Annotated in this window: 16 protein-coding genes; 6 read left to right on the plus strand and 10 right to left on the minus strand. The window is 73.5% G+C overall.

The window, feature by feature from the left end; all coding sequences use genetic code 11:
• Window positions 1–5: 5 nt before the first annotated feature.
• The 3 genes from ALMP_RS19400 to ALMP_RS19410 are packed head-to-tail and all read right to left on the minus strand — an operon-like array spanning window position 6 to window position 3,636.
• On the minus strand, window positions 6–1,721 hold the full coding sequence (locus ALMP_RS19400; RefSeq protein ID WP_264929957.1) for an L-aspartate oxidase: 1,716 nt from the start codon (window positions 1,719–1,721) through the stop codon (window positions 6–8).
• Complete coding sequence (gene panC, locus ALMP_RS19405) at window positions 1,718–2,710, minus strand: pantoate--beta-alanine ligase (RefSeq protein ID WP_264929959.1); 993 nt, start codon at window positions 2,708–2,710, stop codon at window positions 1,718–1,720. The genes ALMP_RS19400 and panC overlap by 4 nt, the downstream gene beginning before the upstream one ends.
• Entirely contained in the window at window positions 2,707–3,636 is a 930-nt protein-coding gene (locus ALMP_RS19410) for a Rossmann-like and DUF2520 domain-containing protein (protein WP_264929960.1), read from the minus strand. The genes panC and ALMP_RS19410 overlap by 4 nt, the downstream gene beginning before the upstream one ends.
• A 199-nt stretch (window positions 3,637–3,835) precedes the next feature.
• On the opposite strand from ALMP_RS19410, the gene ALMP_RS19415 reads away from it, so the two are divergent.
• Entirely contained in the window at window positions 3,836–5,041 is a 1,206-nt protein-coding gene (locus ALMP_RS19415) for a low specificity L-threonine aldolase (protein ID WP_264929961.1), read from the plus strand.
• Here the strand turns inward: ALMP_RS19415 and ALMP_RS19420 are convergent.
• Window positions 5,001–5,216 (minus strand): hypothetical protein, encoded by a 216-nt coding sequence (locus ALMP_RS19420; protein ID WP_264929963.1) that lies wholly within the window; start codon window positions 5,214–5,216, stop codon window positions 5,001–5,003. The genes ALMP_RS19415 and ALMP_RS19420 overlap by 41 nt on opposite strands.
• A 160-nt stretch (window positions 5,217–5,376) precedes the next feature.
• Here ALMP_RS19420 and ALMP_RS19425 point away from each other — a divergent pair, with 160 nt between their 5' ends.
• Window positions 5,377–6,483: a DUF5937 family protein gene (locus ALMP_RS19425; protein ID WP_264929964.1), complete on the plus strand. Its 1,107-nt coding sequence runs from the start codon at window positions 5,377–5,379 to the stop codon at window positions 6,481–6,483.
• Window positions 6,484–6,503: 20 nt separating this feature from the next.
• Here the strand turns inward: ALMP_RS19425 and ALMP_RS19430 are convergent, their stop codons facing one another.
• From ALMP_RS19430 to ALMP_RS19440, 3 genes are all read right to left on the minus strand, one after another.
• Entirely contained in the window at window positions 6,504–7,148 is a 645-nt protein-coding gene (locus ALMP_RS19430; protein ID WP_264929965.1) for an AAA family ATPase, read from the minus strand.
• A 98-nt stretch (window positions 7,149–7,246) separates the two neighbouring features.
• The gene (locus ALMP_RS19435) at window positions 7,247–7,915 is read right to left on the minus strand and encodes a response regulator transcription factor (RefSeq protein WP_264930166.1); all 669 of its coding nucleotides are present in this window, start codon (window positions 7,913–7,915) and stop codon (window positions 7,247–7,249) included.
• A gap of 74 nt (window positions 7,916–7,989) precedes the next feature.
• Complete coding sequence (locus ALMP_RS19440; RefSeq protein ID WP_264929967.1) at window positions 7,990–9,192, minus strand: sensor histidine kinase; 1,203 nt, start codon at window positions 9,190–9,192, stop codon at window positions 7,990–7,992.
• Between the two features lie 118 nt (window positions 9,193–9,310).
• Here ALMP_RS19440 and ALMP_RS19445 point away from each other — a divergent pair, with 118 nt between their 5' ends.
• Window positions 9,311–10,327 carry an SAM-dependent methyltransferase gene (locus tag ALMP_RS19445; protein ID WP_264929969.1) on the plus strand — a complete coding sequence of 339 codons (1,017 nt, stop codon included), beginning with the start codon at window positions 9,311–9,313 and terminating at the stop codon, window positions 10,325–10,327.
• 124 nt (window positions 10,328–10,451) lie between these two features.
• Here ALMP_RS19445 and ALMP_RS19450 read toward each other — a convergent pair whose 3' ends face one another.
• Complete coding sequence (locus tag ALMP_RS19450) at window positions 10,452–11,603, minus strand: NADH-quinone oxidoreductase subunit D (RefSeq protein ID WP_264929971.1); 1,152 nt, start codon at window positions 11,601–11,603, stop codon at window positions 10,452–10,454.
• A 31-nt stretch (window positions 11,604–11,634) separates the two neighbouring features.
• Between ALMP_RS19450 and ALMP_RS19455 the strand changes: the two genes are divergently transcribed.
• Window positions 11,635–12,153, plus strand: a complete 519-nt coding sequence (locus ALMP_RS19455) for a PH domain-containing protein (protein ID WP_264929972.1) — start codon at window positions 11,635–11,637, stop codon at window positions 12,151–12,153.
• A complete protein-coding gene (locus ALMP_RS19460) occupies window positions 12,150–13,493 on the plus strand; it encodes a PH domain-containing protein (RefSeq protein WP_375803504.1) in 1,344 nt (447 codons plus the stop codon). The genes ALMP_RS19455 and ALMP_RS19460 overlap by 4 nt, the downstream gene beginning before the upstream one ends.
• Window position 13,494: 1 nt before the next feature.
• Here the strand turns inward: ALMP_RS19460 and ALMP_RS19465 are convergent, their stop codons facing one another.
• On the minus strand, window positions 13,495–15,045 hold the full coding sequence (locus ALMP_RS19465; protein WP_264929975.1) for a hypothetical protein: 1,551 nt from the start codon (window positions 15,043–15,045) through the stop codon (window positions 13,495–13,497).
• A 244-nt stretch (window positions 15,046–15,289) separates the two neighbouring features.
• A complete protein-coding gene (locus ALMP_RS19470) occupies window positions 15,290–16,414 on the minus strand; it encodes an esterase family protein (RefSeq protein WP_264929977.1) in 1,125 nt (374 codons plus the stop codon).
• Between the two features lie 233 nt (window positions 16,415–16,647).
• On the opposite strand from ALMP_RS19470, the gene ALMP_RS19475 reads away from it, so the two are divergent.
• Window positions 16,648–18,459 (plus strand): phosphatidylglycerol lysyltransferase domain-containing protein, encoded by a 1,812-nt coding sequence (locus ALMP_RS19475; protein ID WP_264929979.1) that lies wholly within the window; start codon window positions 16,648–16,650, stop codon window positions 18,457–18,459.
• Window positions 18,460–18,497 lie beyond the last annotated feature (38 nt).

Below are 18,497 nucleotides of genomic sequence, written 5' to 3' on the forward strand. Positions count from 1 at the left end.
TTGTGTCACTGCTCCTGCTGGTGCTGCCGGGTCGGGGGGAAGTCTGCGGTATCGGTGGTATGTACGGCGAGGGTGCGGTCCGGATTCAGTCGCACGACGATGTGGCGGCGCCAATGGGTGTCGTCGCGCTCGGCGTGGTCCTCGCGCCAGTGGCAGCCCCGGGTCTCCTCGCGCTGCCGGGCGGCGGCGACCAGGACGCGGGCCACGCACAGGAGGTTGGTGGCCTCCCAGGTGTCGACACCGGGCTCGGCGGTCTTGCCGTTCTCGGCGAGGGCGTCACGGGCCTCCGCGTGCAGCCGCTGGAGCTGGTCGGCGGCCGTCGCCAGCGACTCGGCGGAGCGCAGGACACCCGCGCCCTCGGTCATGATCCGCTGGATCGCGAAGCGGGCCTCGGGACCGAGGAGCGGGTGCGCGGGCTTGTCGGGCTGCTCGACGGGGGCGGGCACACGCGCGTGGAGCCCGGCCGCGGCCCCGCTGTCGGCGATGTCGGCGGCGATGCGCTCGGCGTAGACCAGGCCCTCCAGGAGGGAGTTCGAGGCGAGCCGGTTCGCGCCGTGCACGCCGGTGCAGGCCACCTCGCCGCACGCGTACAGGCCGGGCACGGTGGTCCGGCCGTGGGAGTCGGTGCGCACGCCTCCGGAGGCGTAGTGGGCGGCCGGGGCGACCGGGACGGGCTCGGTCACCGGGTCGATGCCGTTCGCCCGGCAGGCGGCCAGGATCGTCGGGAAGCGGTGCTCCCACATGTCGGCGCCGAAGTGGCGGGCGTCGAGGAACATGTGCTCGGCGTCCTGCTCCTGCATACGGCGCATGATGCCCTTGGCGACGATGTCCCGCGGCGCCAGCTCGGCCAGCTCGTGCTGCCCCACCATGAAGCGCACGCCGTCGGCGTCGACCAGGTGGGCGCCCTCGCCGCGCACCGCCTCGGAGACGAGGGGCTGCTGGCCCTCCGCGTCGGGGCCGAGGAACAGCACGGTCGGGTGGAACTGGACGAACTCCAGGTCGCTGACCTCCGCGCCCGCGCGCAGGGCGAGCGCCACGCCGTCGCCGGTGGACACGGACGGGTTGGTGGTCGCGGAGAAGACCTGACCCATGCCGCCGGTGGCGAGGACCACCGCGGGGGCGTGCACGGCACCCACGCCGTCGTGCTGGCCCTCGTCCATCACGTGCAGGGTGACGCCCGCCGTACGGCCCTCGGCGTCGGTGAGCAGGTCCAGGACGAGCGCGTTCTCGATCGTGCGCACGCCACGCGCGCGTACCGCCTCGACGAGCGCGCGGGAGATCTCCGCGCCGGTCGCGTCACCGCCGGCGTGCGCGATACGGCGGCGGTGGTGGCCGCCCTCGCGGGTGAGCTGGATGCCGCCCTCGTCGTCGGTGTCGAAGTGGGCGCCGGTGGAGATCAGCCGCCGTACGGCGTCGGGGCCCTCGGTGACCAGGATCCGCACCGCGTCCTCGTCGCACAGGCCCGCGCCCGCGACCAGCGTGTCGTCCAGGTGCTGTTCGGGGGTGTCGCCCTCGCCGAGGGCCGCGGCGATGCCGCCCTGCGCCCAGCGCGTGGAGCCGTCGTCCAGGCGGGCCTTGGTGACGACGACCGTCGTCAGGCCGGCGGCCTCGCAGCGCAGGGCGGCGGTCAGGCCGGCGACTCCGGAGCCGACGACCACGACGTCCGCGGAGATGGACCACCCGGGCGCGGGCGCGTGCAGTCGTATGCCTGTGCTGGTCACGAGGCGGCTCCGAAGGTGAGGGGAAGGTTGTCGATCAGCCGGGTCGTCCCGACCCGGGCGGCGACGGCGAGAACGGCCTCGCCGGTGAAGTCGTCCCCGATCTCGGTGAAGTCGGACGGGTCGACGAGCGCGAGGTAGTCCAGCTCCAGCGGCGGGTCCAGCCGGGCGGCCTCGTCGAGGACGAGGCGGGCGGCCGCGCGGACGGCCGCGGCGGCACCCGGGACGGCCGTGGCGACGGCGTGCGCGTCGGCCGCCGCGCGGGACTCGCCTATGGCGCTGAGCGCCTCGGCACGCGCGTGCGTGGCGGGCACCTCACGCGCGCGTGCCCGCAGCGCCTCCTGGGCGGCGTGCCGGTCACGGCCGGCGAACAGCGCCTGGGAGAGCGCGAGCGCGGTGCGCCGCTCGGCCGGGGAGAGGTAGCGGTTGCGGCTGGACAGGGCCAGTCCGTCGTCCTCGCGCACGGTCGGTACGGCGACGATCTCGACGCCGAAGTTCAGGTCCCGCACCATGCGGCGGATCAGGGCGAGCTGCTGGGCGTCCTTCTGCCCGTACAGGGCCACGTCGGGCCGGGTGAGGTGCAGCAGCTTGGCGACGACGGTGAGCATGCCGTCGAAGTGGCCGGGTCGGGAGGCGCCCTCCAGGCGCTCTCCCATGGGGCCCGCGGCGATGCGGACCTGGGGCGCTCCGCCGGGGTAGACCTCGTCGACGGACGGGGCGAACACGACGTCCGCGCCCGCCTCCTCGGCGATCTTCAGGTCGGCGTCCAGGGTGCGCGGGTAGCGGTCGAGGTCCTCGCCCGCGCCGAACTGCAGCGGATTGACGAAGACGGTGACGACGACCTCGCCGTCCGGCCCGGCGATCTCGCGGGCGGTGCGGACGAGGGTGGCGTGGCCCTCGTGCAGGGCGCCCATGGTCATCACGACGGCGCGGCGGCCCGCACGCGTGCGTGCGTGCAGTTCGTCGGCGGTGCGCAGCAGGGTCGTGGTCATCCGGCATCTCCCTCGGCGCCGTTGGTCCCGTTGGCGAGTACCCCGAGAAGGTCCTCGGCGAGTTCCGGCTTGAGCAGTCCGTGGGCGAGCGCGCGGTCGGCGGTCGCCCGGGCCATCGCCAGGTAGCCGCTCACGGTCTGCGGGGCGTGCTTGCGCAGCTCCAGGACGTGCGCGGCGACGGTGCCCGCGTCCCCGCGCGCGACGGGGCCGGTGAGCGCCGCGTCGCCGGAGCGCAGCGCGTTGTCCAGGGCGGCGCCGAGCAGCGGGCCGAGCATCCGGTCGGGCGCCTCGACGCCCGCCGTGCGCAGCAGCTCCATGGACTGCGCGACCAGGGTGACCAGGTGGTTGGCGCCCAGGGCGAGGGCCGCGTGGTAGAGCGCCCGGTTCTCCTCGGCGATCCACTCCGGTTCGCCGCCCATCTCGATGACGAGGGCCTCGGCGGCCAGCCGCAGCTCCTCGGGCGCGGTCACGCCGAAGGAGCAGCCCGCCAGCCGCTGCACGTCCACGGGCGTGCCGGTGAAGGTCATCGCCGGGTGCAGGGCCAGCGGCAGCGCGCCCGCGCGCAGGGCGGGGTCGAGGACCTTCGCGCCGTACCGGCCGGAGGTGTGCACGAGCAGCTGCCCGGGGCGGACGGCGCCGGTCTCGGCGAGGCCTTCGACGAGTCCGGGCAAGGCGTCGTCGGGCACGGTCAGCAGGACCAGGTCGGCGCGCTGGAGCACCTCGGCGGGCGGGACCAGGGGCACGTCGGGCAGCAGCTCGGCGGCGCGTCGCCGGGAGGCGTCGGAGACGCCGGAGACGGCCACCGGGCGGTGTCCGGCGAGTTGCAGGGACGCCGCGAGCGCGGGGCCCACGCGGCCGGCGCCGACGACGCCGACGGTGAGCCGCGCGGGGCGGTCCTGGGGGTCTGGCTGGTGGACTGTACTCACGCGACGGCGGCCTTCCCGTTCCAGTCCGCTCTGGGTACCGGACGATTTCTCGTCATGTTAACGCGATCGGTTCCCGCAGCCCCCGGTCGTCCACAGGCTGTGGGTTTTCCAACAGTGGGTTTCCGACCGCGGCGGGGGCGAAAACCCAGGCGTGAAACGCGGGTGCCCGAGCGGTCCGGCACGCGGCATGATCGCGAGCATGACGGACACGGACGAGCGCGGCGGCGAGGCGTCGGCGCGGCAGCGGCTGCGGGAGCGGCGGGCGGCCGCCCATCGGAAGGCGGAGCGCGTCCTGTCGCGCCCTGGCTTCCTGGGCACCCTGCGCGAACGGCTCACGCTGCTGCACGACACGGCACCGGGCGTGTACGACCTGGACGAGCCGGCGGACATCTACGGCAACGGCGTGGTGGAGGCCCTGGAGGAGCGCGTGGCCGCCCTGCTGGGCACGGAGGCCGCCGTGTTCTTCCCGACCGGCACGATGGCCCAGCAGGTCGCGCTGCGCTGCTGGGCGGGCCGCACCGGCAACCCCGCGGTCGCCCTGCACGCGCTGGCCCATCCCGAGGTGCACGAGCGGGGCGCGTTCACCGCCGTCAGCGGGCTGCGCCCGGTCCGGGTCACCGGCGAGCCCCGGCTGCCGACGGCGGACGAGGTGCGTGCCGTCGAGGAGCCCTTCGGGGCGCTGATGCTGGAGCTGCCCCTCAGGGACGCCGGGTTCGTGCTGCCGTCCTGGGAGGAGCTCACCGAGGTGGTGGAGGCGGCGCGCGAGCGCGACGCGGTGGTGCATTTCGACGGCGCGCGCCTGTGGGAGTGCACCGTCCACTTCGGCCGCTCCCTGGACGAGATCGCGGGCCTGGCGGACAGCGTGTACGTGTCGTTCTACAAGTCCCTCGACGGCTTCGGCGGTGCCGCGCTCGCCGGGCCCCGGGCGCTGGTGGAGGAGGCGCGGGCCTGGCGGCACCGGTACGGCGGCATGGTCTTCCAGCAGTTCCCGACGGCGCTGTCGGCGCTCGCCGGTCTGGAGCGGGAGCTGCCCCGGCTGCCTCGGTACGTCGCCCACGCGCGCGTGGTGGCCGGCGCGCTGCGCGAGGGGTTCGCCGGGGCGGGTGTGCCGTGGGCGCGGGTGCACCCCGAGGTACCGCACACCCACGAGTTCCAGGTGTGGCTGCCGTACGAGCCGGACGTCCTCGCCGAGGCGGCCGCGCTCCAGGCCGAGGAGACGGGGACGATGCTCTTCGCCGCCGCCTGGGACCGGGGCGGTCCGGGTCTGTCCTTCACCGAGGTCACCGTCCGCGCCGCCGGCCTGGAGTGGTCGACGGACGACGTACGGGCGGCGGTGGCGGAGTTCGTGACGCGGCTGGCGCGGGTCAGCGGCCGGCCGCCGGCCGATGGCGCAGCAGGCGGTTGAGGGCGCGGCGCAGCCGGCCCCGGGCGGGGCGGCCCGCGAGGACGGCGTGGAACTGCCGGCGGTCCTGGAGTTCGCGGACCAGCTGCCAGTCGTGGGCGCCGGGCGCGGGCGGGGCGTGCTCACCGTGGCGCAGGGCGCGGTGCAGGTCGAGGGCGTACTGCTGCGTGATGCTCATGGCTGGGTGCCCCTTCGGGACGTGGGATCAGGGATCCGGAAGGCTCCGCGGCTGCCTCGGAGTCCCCAGGTTGCGCACGGGCGGCGCGCCGCGTCGCGTCGATTGACGGCTGCCGTCAATCGAGGGCCGCGTTGTCGGTGGCGGGGTGCACCATGAGGGCATGAGCGTGAGCATCGACATCGCGGGGCTGCGGCCGGAGAGGATCGCCGTCGTGCCCTCCCCCCTGGCCGAGCTCGGCATGGCGCTGCACGCGCTGTCCGAGCCGGGTCACCATCCGGGCCTCCAGGGCTGGGTGACGAGCGTCACCGCGCGCCTGGACTCGCACCTGGCCGACCGGATGTGCGAGGCCGACTTCCTGTGGCGGACGACGTTCTCGGACATCTTCCTGCCCTACGCGGGCGTGCCGGGCCGCGGCACGCTCCCGGGCGCCACGCTCGCCGAGGAGCTGGCCCTCCTGGACAAGCTCACCGACGAGCAGTTCGTGGACGCGGCCCTGGAGTTCACGTGCGTGATGACGCAGGACGCACCGACGCCGGTCGACCTGTCGGACCCCGGCCTGCGCAGCCGGGCCCTTGAGGTGGCGGCCTCCCGCGGCCCTCAGCAGGTGCGGTTCACCCAGCGGCTGCTGGACGATCCGCCGAGCGTGCGCGCGTGGCTGCGGCGATTTCTGGAGGACTGCGACGAGGCGTTCTTCGCGGAGGCCTGGTCGCGGCTCAGCCACCAGCTGGCGGCGGACGCCCGGCACAAGACGGAGCTGCTGCGCCACCGTGGCCTGGCGGAGGCGCTGGCGGCGGTCTCTCCCGCGGTGAGACTGGACGAGGCGGCCGGGCGGATCGTCGTCGACAAGCTGCTCGAGGGCCACACCGCCACCGCCGGCGGCGGCCTGCTCCTCGTCCCGACCAGTTTCGGCTGGCCGCATCTGACCGTGCTGCACCGCCACGGCTGGCAGCCACTGCTGCACTACCCGGTCGGCTCCCCCGAGCTGGCCTCACCACCGTCGGTCGAGCAGCTCACGTTGCGGATGACGGCCCTGTCCCACCCCGTACGGATGCGGATCTGCCGCCATCTGGCCCGCAGCGCGTACACCACCACCGAGCTGGCCCAGGTGCACGGCATGACGGCGCCCGAGATATCCCGGCACCTCGGTGTGCTGAAGAAGGCGGGGCTGGTGGTGACGCGCCGGCGCGGCAGGTACGTGCTGCACCAGCTCGACGTGACGCGGGTGGCCCGGCTGGGCAGCGACTTCCTGGAGGGCATCCTCCGGTAGGCCGCCGCGCGGGTGGGCCGTCAGTCGAAGCGGATGTGCGCGACGCCCACCCGGGCCTGGCGCAGCCGGGTGCGCAGTCGGCCCTCGGTGTTCGGCCTCAGCGTCAGCCCGGCCAGGACGGCGATGCGGTCCGCCGTCTTCGGCACGGTTGACTGGTCCGTCCACAGATGCTCGGCGAACTCCTCCTCGCGCAGCCGCTCCAGACAGTGGTCGAGCTGCTGAAGAGCCCAGCTCTCCCGGCGCGGACCGGCGTTGCGCCCGGATCGTCTCCCGGCCAGGTGCGGAAGGAGATGCCCGAGGCCGCGCTCGCGCAGCCGCTCCACGACGGTCTCGCGCTCGGCGAGGAGCGTGAAGTGCCGTACGTCGTGGCCGAGTTCCCGCAGTCTGCCGACCGTCTCGGCGAAGTAGCGGGAGTCGGTGACCGTCATGGGGGCGATCACCACGCCGTCGTGCCGGGTGAGCGCCAGGTCCAGGACCTCGACGACGCCCTGCCGCCAGGACACCAGGTCCTGGAAGTTCCCGCGCAGTTCGGGCGGCAGCATGCGGCGCAGACCGAAGCCGGCGTGCTCGGGGTCGCAGACGACACTGCCGGGCAGGCGACGCCGTATCTCGTACGCGGTCTGGGTCTTGCCGCCCCCGAAGGGCCCGTTGATCCACAGCAGCATGCCGCGCACCTTAGTGGCCGCCGGTTACGGGTGGTGCGAAACCTTGACCTCATCTGCTCGCGCCACAGATACGTCGCAGGTGGAGGAGGACTGTCCTCTCAGCGCCCGCCGGCCCGCACCAGACCCGTCTCGTACGCGAGGACGACCACCTGTACCCGGTCCCGCAGGCCGAGCTTGGTCAGGATGCGGCCGACATGGGTCTTGACCGTCGCCTCGGACAGCACCAGCCGGGCCGCGATCTCCCCGTTGGACAGGCCCTGGGCGACCAGCACCATGACCTCGCGTTCCCGCTCGGTGAGCCGCTCCAGTTCCCGGTGCTGGGGTTCCTTGCCGGTGCTGGGCAGCATCGGCGCGAACCGGTCGAGGAGCCGGCGGGTGGTGGAGGGGGCGACCACCGCGTCGCCGCTGTCCACGGACCGGATGGCGGCGAGCAGCTCGCCGGGCGGCACGTCCTTGAGCATGAAGCCGGAGGCGCCCGCCTTCAGCGCGGAGAAGGCGTACTCGTCGAGATCGAAGGTGGTGAGGATCAGCACCTTCGGCGGGTTCGGCTCCGCGCAGATGCGCCGGGTGGCCTCCACGCCGTCCAGCTTCGGCATGCGCACGTCCATCAGCACGACGTCGACCGCCGTGGAACGCACCACCTGGAGGGCCTCGACGCCGTCGCCCGCCTCCGCCACGACCTCCATGTCCGGCTGGGCGGCGAGCACCATCCGGAACCCGGTGCGCAGCAGCACCTGGTCGTCGACGAGCATCACGCGGATCGTCATCGGGTCCTCTTCCATGGGGTCGTGTCTGGCGGGATGGGGGCGTGACAGGTGTCAACCAGCGGCGCGCGTCGGCGTCAATGCGCCGGTTTGAGCGGGAGCAGGGCGCTGATGCGGAATCCTCCGCCCGGACGCGGGCCCGCGTCCAGGGTGCCGCCGACCATGCCGACCCGCTCGCGCATGCCGATCAGCCCGTGTCCCTGGCCGTCGACGCCGCCCTCCTCGTACAGCTCGTGCGGAGCGCCCTTGCCGTCGTCCTCCACGAGCAGGCCGAGGCCGTCGTCGAAGTAGACCAGGCGCACACTCGCCCCCGCGTTCGGCCCGCCGTGCTTGCGCGTGTTGGTCAGCGCCTCCTGCACGATGCGGTACGCGGTCAGCTCGACGCCGCTGGGCAGTGGGCGCGGGGTGCCCTCGACCTTGAAGTCCACGGGCAGGCCCGAGCCACGGCACTGCTCGACGAGGTCCTCGATCTGCTCGACGTCCGGCTGCGGCACGTACTCCCCGCCCTCCTGGTGCTCGCCGGTGCGCAGCACACCCAGCAGGCGGCGCATCTCGGCGAGGGCCTGGCGGCCGGTGGAGGAGATCGTCTCCAGGGCCTTCTTCGCCTGGTCGGGGGCGGCGTCGAGGACGTAGGCGGCGCCGTCGGCCTGGACCACCATCACCGAGACGTTGTGCGCCACGACGTCGTGCAGCTCGCGCGCGATACGGGCGCGCTCGGCGGCGACGGCGACCTTCGCCTGCGCCTCGCGCTCCTTCTCCAAGCGGGCGGCGCGCTCCTCCAGCTGCGCGAAGTAGGCGCGGCGGGTGCGTATCGAGTCGCCGAGCACCCAGGCCAGGGCGAACGGCACCGTCAGCAGGACGCAGATCACGATGCTGCCGGCGATCGTCGAGTCCCGCTCCGGCCAGCGCAGCTGCGCCACGGTCGCCGCGCTCAGGCCCATGCCCAGCGCGAGCCGGGAGGCCCAGCGGGCGCCGGTCGCGGCGACCGTGTAGACGATCACCAGCAGGGCGAAGTCGGCGGGGCCCGTGGAGATGTTCAGCACCAGTTGCGCGAGGCCTACGGCGCAGGCGAGCAGCAGCATCTTCTCGGGCATGCGGCGGCGCAGCGCGATCACCAGGCACAGCAGCAGCGTGACCGGGACGATCAGCGCCGGGGCGTCCGTGCCCGTGGCCTCCTGGCGTGTCGCCTCCGCCATGAGCGAGATCCCGAACAGGACGACGGCCCAGAAGCCGTCGACCCCGGTCGGGTGCGTGCGGAGGAAGTCATAGAGGCGCTGCACGTAACCCAGCGTAGGGAAGCGCGATGCGTGCAGGGGTCAACCGGAGGATCGATCCGGTGACGATGTGCGTACTCCGCAAGGTGGAGGACGTGATCACCTGTGCGCCTAGTCTGGCCGGATGGCGGACACGACGACGGGCTCGGGCGAGTGGCGCGGCTGGCGGGCGGCGACCGAGGCCGCCCTGTACGGGACGGACGGTTTCTACCGGCGCCCCGAGGGCCCGGCGGGCCACTTCCGTACGTCGGTCCACGCGTCGTCGCTGTTCGCCGGGGCGGTGGCGCGACTGCTGTGCCGGGTCGACGAGGCGCTGGGCCGGCCCGCGTCGCTCGACTTCATCGACATGGCCGCCGGGCGCGGCGAGCTCGTCACGGGGGTGCTGGCCGCGCTCCCCGCCGAGGTGGCCGCCCGCACGCGCGCGTACGCCGTCGACATCGCCGTCCGCCCCGAGGGGCTCCCTCACCGGATCGAGTGGCTGCGCGAGCCCCCGCCGGGGATCACCGGGCTGCTGTTCGCCAACGAGTGGCTGGACAACGTGCCCGTCGAGGTCGCCGAGGTGGACTCCGCCGGCGTACCCCGCCTGGTCCTGGTCCGCGCCGACGGCACCGAGCGGCTCGGGGAGCCCGTGTCCGGCGCGGAGGCCGATTGGCTGGCCCGCTGGTGGCCGCTGCCGCCCGAGGAGGGGCTGCGCGCCGAGGTCGGCCTGCCCAGGGACACCGCCTGGGCCGCCGCCGTCGCCTGCGTCGCGCGGGGTCTCGCGGTCGCCGTGGACTACGCGCACACGGCGGACGGGCGCCCTCCGTTCGGCACGCTCACCGCCTTCCGGGAGGGCCGGGAGACGAGCCCCGTCCCCGACGGGTCGTGCGACATCACCGCGCATGTGGCGCTGGACGCGTGCGCGGCGGCGGGCGCCGCGCACGCGGCCCGGCTCCTCCCCCAGCGCGACGCCCTGCGCGCCCTCGGCATCACCGGCGCGCGCCCCCCGCTCGCGCTCGCCTCCACTGACCCCTCCGCGTACGTACGCGCCCTCGCGAGCGCCGGGGAGGCCGCCGAGCTCACCGCGCCCGGCGGACTGGGCGACTTCGGGTGGCTGCTCCAGTCGGTTGGAATTCCGAACCCACTCGGGCCGAGCGACTGACAGGCCGAGCGACTGACGGGCTGAGCGAGCGCGTGGCCGACTGCCTGAGCGACCGCGTGAGCGGAGCACTGAGCCACCGCCCGACTGAAGCGCCGAGCGCCAGCGTGGCTCCTCGCCGTCCCGGCTACTTGTCGATGTCCCCGACCACGAAGAACATCGACCCCAGGATCGCCACCATGTCCGCGACCAGCGTCCCCGGCAGCAGCTCGGTGAGCGCCTGGATGTTGTTGTACGACGCGGACCGCAGCTTCAGCCGGTACGGCGTCTTCTCGCCCTTGCTGACGAGGTAGTAGCCGTTGATGCCGAGGGGGTTCTCGGTCCACGCGTACGTGTGACCCTCGGGCGCTTTCAGCACCTTCGGGAGCCGCTGGTTGATCGGGCCGGGCGGGAGGTCGGCGAGGCGGTCCAGGCAGGCGTCCGCGAGGTCGAGCGCGTTGTGGCTCTGCTCCAGGAGGCACTCGAAGCGGGCCAGGCAGTCACCCTCGGTGCGGGTCACCACCTTCAGGGTGTCCTGAAGCTCCCCGTACGCCAGGTACGGCTCGTCGCGGCGCAGGTCGAAGTCGACGCCCGAGGCGCGCCCGATCGGCCCGCTCACGCCGTACGCGTGCACGGCCGCCGGGGTGAGCGTGCCCACGCCGCGCGTCCGCCCCCGGAAGATCTCGTTGCCGAGCACCAGGTCGTCGAAGACGTCCATCCGCGAGCGGACGGCGGCGACCGCGCCACGCGCGCGTGCGGCCCAGCCCGCCGGCAGGTCCTCCTTGAGGCCGCCGACGCGGTTGAACATGTAGTGCATGCGCCCGCCGGAGACCTCCTCCATCACGTTCTGGAGGACCTCGCGCTCGCGGAAGGCGTAGAAGACCGGCGTGATGCCGCCGAGCTCCAGCGGATACGACCCCAGGAACATCAGGTGGTTGAGGATCCGGTTCAGCTCCGCGAGCAGCGTGCGCGTCCACACCGCGCGCTCGGGGACCTCCATGCCGAGCATCCGCTCCACGGCGAGGACCACGCCCAGCTCGTTCGAGAAGGCCGACAGCCAGTCGTGGCGGTTGGCCAGCATGACGATCTGGCGGTAGTCACGCGCCTCGAACAGCTTCTCCGCGCCCCGGTGCATGTAGCCGATCACCGGCTCCGCGCGCGTGATGCGCTCGCCGTCCAGCACGAGCCGCAGCCGCAGCACACCGTGCGTGGAGGGGTGCTGGGGGCCGATGTTGAGCACCATGTCGGTGCTCTCCGCGGCACCGCCGATCCCGACCGTGGTCTCCGTCGTAGGAGTCATGGACCCAGTCTCCCCTACGTACGCTGGCCGTATGGAAACGGGGAGCCCGGGGGGCGCCGGGACGACGGAGGCGGGGGCGGGGGCGGGCGAGCCGGTGTGGACGGGGCTGCCTCCGGGACTGCTGCGGATGCGTCGGCTGTTGCTGGTGGTGTGGCTGGGACTGGCCGCTCTCGGCGCCGGGCTGCCGCTCTGGCTGCTGGTCGGGCCGGCCTGGTCCGCGTTCGCCCTGCTGCCGCTGGCCGCGATCGGCGCGGGCTGGGTCATGCTCGGCCGCAACTGGCGCTCCTGGCGCTACGCCGAGCGCGCCGACGACCTGCTGATCAGCCGTGGTGTGCTGTGGCGCGAGGAGACGGTCGTGCCGTACGGGCGCATGCAGCTGGTGGAGGTGACCTCGGGCCCCGTCGAGCGGCACTTCGGGCTGGCCAGCGTGCAGCTGCACACCGCGGCCGCCGCGACCGACGCGACGATCCCGGGCCTGGACCCGGCCGAGGCGGAGCGGCTGCGCGACCGGCTCACCGCGCTCGGCGAGGCCCGATCGGCGGGGCTGTGACCATGCCGGGCGTCGAGGACGCCGTGGCCGACGGACGGGCGCGGCAGGTCGTCGTCGAGCGGCGGCTGCATCCGGTGACACCGTTCCGGCGGGCGTGGGCGCCCGTCGCGGTGGTCGCCGGCTGGGCGGTGCACGACCCGAACCAGGCGCAGGAGCAGCTGACGCGGCTGACCACCACGATGCTGCTGATCGTGCTCGCCGTCGTCGTGCCGGGCGCCGCCCTCTACGGGTTCCTGTCCTGGTGGTTCACCCACTTCGCGGTGACCGACAGCGAACTGCGCATACGCACCGGCCTGTTCTTCCGGCGCACCGCGCACATCCGGCTGGAGCGCATCCAGGCGATCGACGTCACCCAGCCGCTGCTCGCGCGGATCGCGGGTGTCGCCAAGCTCCGGCTGGACGTCGTCGGCGCCGACAAGAAGGACGAGCTCGCCTTCCTCGGCGAGGGCGAGGCACGCGCGCTGCGGGCCGAACTCCTCGCGCGCGCGGCGGGCTTCGCGCCCGAGACGGCGCACGAGGTGGGCGAGGCGCCGGCGCGCGAACTGTTGCGCGTGCCGGCGCGCGAGCTGGCGATCGCGCTGGCGCTGACCGGCGCGACCTGGGGCGCGCTGGCCGCCGCGCTCGTCGTCCCGCCGGTGCTGTGGCTGGCCACCCACAGCGTGTGGACGGTCCTCGCGACCGGCGTGCCGCTGCTCGGCGCGGCGGGCGCGAGCAGCGCGGGCAGGTTCGTCGGCGAGTACGACTGGACGGTCGGCGAGTCGCCGGACGGGCTGCGCATCGACCACGGCCTGCTGGACCGCGCGCACGAGACGGTGCCGCCCGGCCGGGTGCAGACCGTGCGGATCGTCGAGCCGCTGCTGTGGCGGCGGCGCGACTGGGTGCGGGTCGAGCTGGACGTGGCCGGCTCGGCCAACTCGGTGCTCGTGCCGGTCGCTCCGCGCGCGGCCGCCGAGGCCGTCATCGCGCGCGTGCTGCCCGGAGCGACCGTCCCGGCCAGGGCCGCGCTGTCCCGCCCGCCGCGCCGGGCCGGACGGTGCGCCCCGCTGTGGTGGCGCGGCTACGGGATCGCCGTCACGGACACGGTGTTCGCCGCCCGCCACGGCCTGCTGCGCCGCAACCTGGCCCTCGTACCGCACGCCAAGGTCCAGAGCGTACGGCTGACGCAGGGGCCCTGGCAGCGGCTGTGGCGCGTCGCCGACGTACGCGTGGACACCGGGGCCGACAAGACGGTCACAGCGCGTCTGAGGGACGCTCAGGAGGCCGCGGAGCTGCTGCGCGGTCAGGCGGAACGGTCACGGACCGGGCGCCGTGACGCCCGGCCCGACCGGTGGATGGCTTAGTTCAGGAAACCGCGCTGCGCAGTCGCTGGAGGTCGATCTGCTCGGTCTCGTCGTGGGCGGTCAGGTCGATCACCTGGCCCGCACCGCGCGACTCCTCGTCCGCCGGCTTGAACTCCGCCTCGGCCTCGGCCTTGTGCAGCGCGAGCGCCTCCTGGCCGACGACGTCGGCGAGGTCCTCGTTCTGCACGGCCTCCAGCGCGTCGGACGTCGACGGCTTCTGCGTACCGAAGAAGTCGAACCCACCTCGGGCCGTCGGAGGCCGCACCGGCTGCGCGGCCGGTACGACGGCCACGGCGGTCGGCACCGTGAAGTGCCCGGAGGGGCGCTGCACGGGGGCGGGGGCGGCGGAGCGGGGGACGAGCGCGCCGGCGTCGGAGCCTACGGCCTGGGCGTCGGCGGGCTCCGCTTCGGTGGGCGTCGCCGCTGCGGTCGGCTCCGGATCGGTGGGCGGCTCCCCATCCGACTGATCTTCCTGGGCTTCCGGGCCTTTCGCGGTGTCGGCTGCGGTTTCGGCGTCCGCGGCGTCCGCGGCGCCGGAGTCCCCGGCGTCCCCGGCGTCCTCGTGTTCGGCGTCGGTGTCGGCGTCCGCTGCGGCCAGGGCATCAGCGGCCTCCGCGTCCTCGGCCTCCGCGTCGTCCGTCCGGCCGGTGTCGGCGGTGGGCTCCTGCGAGGCCGTGTCCTCGGCCGGGGTCTCGTTCTCCTCGGCGGCCGGGTGGGGGGCGGCCGCGCGCGTGTGCTCGTCGACCGCCTCGGGCTTCCCCTTCGCCTCGTCCTCCTGAACGGCCTCCGCCTCGCCGTCGGCGTCGGCGGAGTCGGCCCGGGCGGGCTCCGTCCCGGCGGGCGGCTCGTCGCCCCGCGCCGGCTCAGCGACGTCGGTGCCGAACCGGGCGAGCGCGGCCTGCGCGCGCAGGAACAGCTGGGAGCCCTCCGGGGAGAAGACGGAAGGAATCTTCGGCTGGTTTTCGCCCTCGGCCTCAGCAGCCCCGGCGGCCTCACCGGTCTCGGCGGTCGCCTCAGCAGTGTCAGCCAGCTTCTGCGTGCTCCGCGCCGGCATCAGCTCACGCGCGGAGGACGAAGGAGCCGAGGAGGACGGGCCCGTGTTCTCTATCTCGAGCAGACGGCGGCCCTCCAGGGCGGTCGCCCGCTCGGTCTCGGCCGTGGCGTAACGGCGCAGCAAGGCCGCGTGCTCGTTGCGCAGCCCGGCCAGCTCGGCGCGCTTGGCCCGCAGGCGCTGCTCCAGCTTGACGCGCAGCTCGCGCGATTCCTCGAGGTCGCTCTCCAGCTCGGCGACACGTTCCTCGAACCGCCACTCGTCGCCCGCACGCGCGCGCGTGAGGTCGGCGACCTGCTTGCCGGCCTGGATGTCCCAGCGGCGCATCACGACCGCGCCGAGGACCGCCGTCACCGCGGCGGCCCCGGCGAGCACCCGGAGCACGAGTTGCTCCGTGAACACCCAGGGGCCCAGGGCGCAGACGACCGAAACGCCTGCGATCGCCGACGGGGGCAGCAGCCTGTGCAATGGCGGGGAATGGCGGTGACGTCCACGTGGCATGGCCAGAAACTTACCGCGCGTAGGCGAATGTTGGTGCCCCACCCCGTAAAAACACAGCCATCCCGAAGCCTTCACAAGGGATCAGGAAGGCATTGCCGGAACAGCACTGCCGCCGAATTCGACAACAGACAAGATCATTTCCGGTCGGGGCCGCCGCGGAGTCTCCCCACAGCCGCCATAGCGGCCTCCGCGGCGGACGCAAGGCCGCCTTCGGCCGACGTCACGGCCCTTCCTTCGGCCGAGGTCACCGGCCGCTCAGCCGCCCGCTGATCCACTCCAGCGTCGGCGGGATCTCCCGCCGCCAGGTGTTGAAGTTGTGTCCGCCGGTGTCGAGTGTGATCGACGAGATCCTCGTCTTCTTCGTCGCTTTCACCTCGTCGATGAACTTCAACGTGGCCTTGTAGTTGGATTCTCCGACCCTGCTGCTGGTGACGAGCAACGAGGTGGCGGGCGCGGGCCGGTGCTTGATGAACCACCGCAGGTCCGCCTCGTTCCGCAACGTCTCGTCACCCTGGAAGAGATCACCGGTGGTCGGGTCGATCGGCGCCTTGTAGTACGCCGACAGGCCGGCGCCCGCCGCGAACACGTCCGGGTGGTGCATCGCCAGCTTCAGCGCGCAGTAGCCGCCCGTGGAGTTGCCGATGATGCCCCAGCTGCCGGGCTTCTTGCTCACCCGGTACTGGGCGCCGATGGCCTCGGGCAGGTCCTTGGCGAAGAACGACTCGGTCTGCGGTCCGCCCGGGATGTCCACGCACTCCGTGTCGCGCGGCGGCGCCACCGTCGGCCGCAGCATCACCAGGATCATCGGCCGCATCCGGCCGTCCGCGGCGAGCTCGCGGGCCGTGCGCGGGTAGTGCAGCTTCTCCACCAGCGCCTCCGCCGTACCGGGATAACCCGTGAGGACGACGGCCGCCGGGAACGTACGCGTGCGCTGGCCCGGATCGAAGTACTCCGGCGGCAGATACACGAACGCGGGCGTGGCGATGCGCGTCGTACGGCCACTGATGGCGACCTTCTGTATCTGCCCGGTGACCTGCGGCCGGCCCGCGCTCCCGCCCGACACGCGCCGCGTGTCGACCACCCGGAGGGCACCCGCCGGTCCGCCGCCCGCGTGGTCGACGACGACGCCCTGGTCGTCCTCCTGGCCGAACAGGTCCGACCAGCTCGCGTAGAACCCGAACGCCTGGTTGGCGGCGAGCCCGACCGCCGCGAAGAGGGCCAACTGGGTGGCGAACAGCAGGCCCACGCGTCCGCTGACGGCACGCCAGCCACGCCCCGCCAGCCGTGGCCACAGCCACACCGTGCCGATGAACAGCGCCACGGCACACAGGACCGACAGCAGCAGCACTTTGTTGCTCGTGAGACCCATGAGGTGCTCCAGCCTCCGCTCTCCGCCCGGACTCCCGCACTCCCCCACGACCTTCGCGAGGCTTTGTCCCGGACTTTCCTTCGCCTTTTCAACGGCTTTGAGGAGTCGAGTGAACCTCTCCCCCCGAGACACCGTCCTAGAGGGCGCAATGTCGCCGGATGCCCGAATCGGCACCGGGTCCAAGGTCTCTCGCGGAACTACGGGATGCGATGTCTGTCAGGGAAGATGCGGAAATGTCGGGCGGGGTTCCTAGCCGATCAAGCCGGATGCGGAAGCTGATCCGGGGCCCGCGCCCCGAGTCCGTACCCGCCCTCGTCGGCCGGGCCTGTGCCCTCGTGGGACTGCTGGATGTCGCCGCAGGCGTCTTCCCGCGGTTCCGGCACAGCCGCATGCACACGCTCGCCGAAGTGCTGCCCGGCGCGTTCGGCCCGTTCGCCGCCGCGCTCTCGCTCAGCGCCGGCATCCTGCTGCTCCTCCTCGCGCACGGCCTCAAGCGGGGCAAGCGGCGCGCGTGGCGCGCGGCGGTGGCACTGCTCCCGGCGGGCGCCGTCGCGCAGTTCACCTACCGGCACTCCTTCGTCGGCGTGCTGATATCCCTCGCGCTGCTGGTGCCGCTGATCGTCCACCGCGACCAGTTCCGGGCCCTGCCCGACCCGCGCAGCCGTTGGCGCGCACTCGCCAACTTCGTCCTCATGGGCGCCGGTTCGCTCGTCCTGGGCCTGGTCATCGTCAGCGCCCACCCCGGCCGCCTGATCGGCGACCCGAGCATGGCCGACCGCATCACCCACGTCGTCTACGGCCTCTTCGGCTTCGAGGGCCCCGTCGACTACCAGGGGGACGCCTCCTGGACCGTCGCCTTCTCCCTCGGCGCCCTCGGCTGGATCACCGCCGTCACCACGATCTACCTCGCCTTCCGCCCCGAACACCCGGCCGCCCGCCTCACCGAGGAGGACGAGGCCCGGCTGCGCGCCCTGCTGGACAAGCACGGCGGCCGCGACTCCCTCGGCCACTTCGCCCTGCGTCGCGACAAGGCCGTCGTCTTCTCCCCCAGCGGCAAGGCCGCCGTGACCTACCGCGTCGTCTCGGGCGTGATGCTCGCCAGCGGCGATCCCATCGGGGACGTCGAGGCCTGGCCCGGCGCCATCGAGCGCTTCATGGACGAGGCCAAGGCCCACTCCTGGACCCCCGCCGTCATGGGCTGCTCGGAGACGGGCGGCGAGGTGTGGACCCGGGAGACCGGCCTCGACGCCCTCGAACTCGGCGACGAGGCGGTGGTGGACGTCGCGGATTTCTCGCTCGCCGGCCGCGCGATGCGCAACGTGCGTCAGATGGTCAAGCGCATCGAGCGCGCCGGTTACGAGACCCGGGTACGTCGTATCCGTGACCTCGGCGAAGGCGAACTGGAGCGCATCCGGCAGGCCGCGGAGGACTGGCGCGGCACCGACACCGAGCGCGGCTTCTCCATGGCCCTCGGCCGGGTCGGCGACCCCTCCGACGGCGACTGCCTCATCGCCACCGCCCACAAGGCCGACCCCGAACCCGGCCCCTACGGCGACCTGAAGGCGATCCTCCACTTCGTGCCCTGGGGCACCGACGGCGTCTCCCTGGACCTGATGCGCCGCGACCGCGCGGCCGACCCCGGCATGAACGAACTGCTCATCGTCGCCGCCCTCCAGGCCGCCCCGAAATTCGGCATCACGCGCGTGTCGCTGAACTTCGCGATGTTCCGCTCGGCCCTGGCGCGCGGCGAGAAGATCGGCGCCGGCCCGGTGCTGCGCGCCTGGCGCGGGCTGCTGGTGTTCCTCTCGCGCTGGTTCCAGATCGAGTCGCTGTACAAGTTCAACGCCAAGTTCCAGCCCCGCTGGGAACCCCGCTTCGTCGTCTACCGGGCCTCCGCCGACCTCCCCCGCATCGGCCTGGCCGCCATGCAGGCCGAGGGCTTCGTCAACCTGGCCCTCCCCCTCCCGCGCTTCCTGCGCCGCCGCTCGACCACCGCACGCGTGTGCGCGCACGCCGTGGCGGAGCGGGACATGCGGGCCGCCTAGGCCGCGGGTGCCCGGGCCGCGCGGCGGCGGGGCACCCG

Origin of the sequence: Streptomyces sp. A012304 (assembly GCF_026008495.1) — a bacterium.
In the GTDB taxonomy this organism is placed as follows: Bacteria; Actinomycetota; Actinomycetes; order Streptomycetales; family Streptomycetaceae; genus Streptomyces.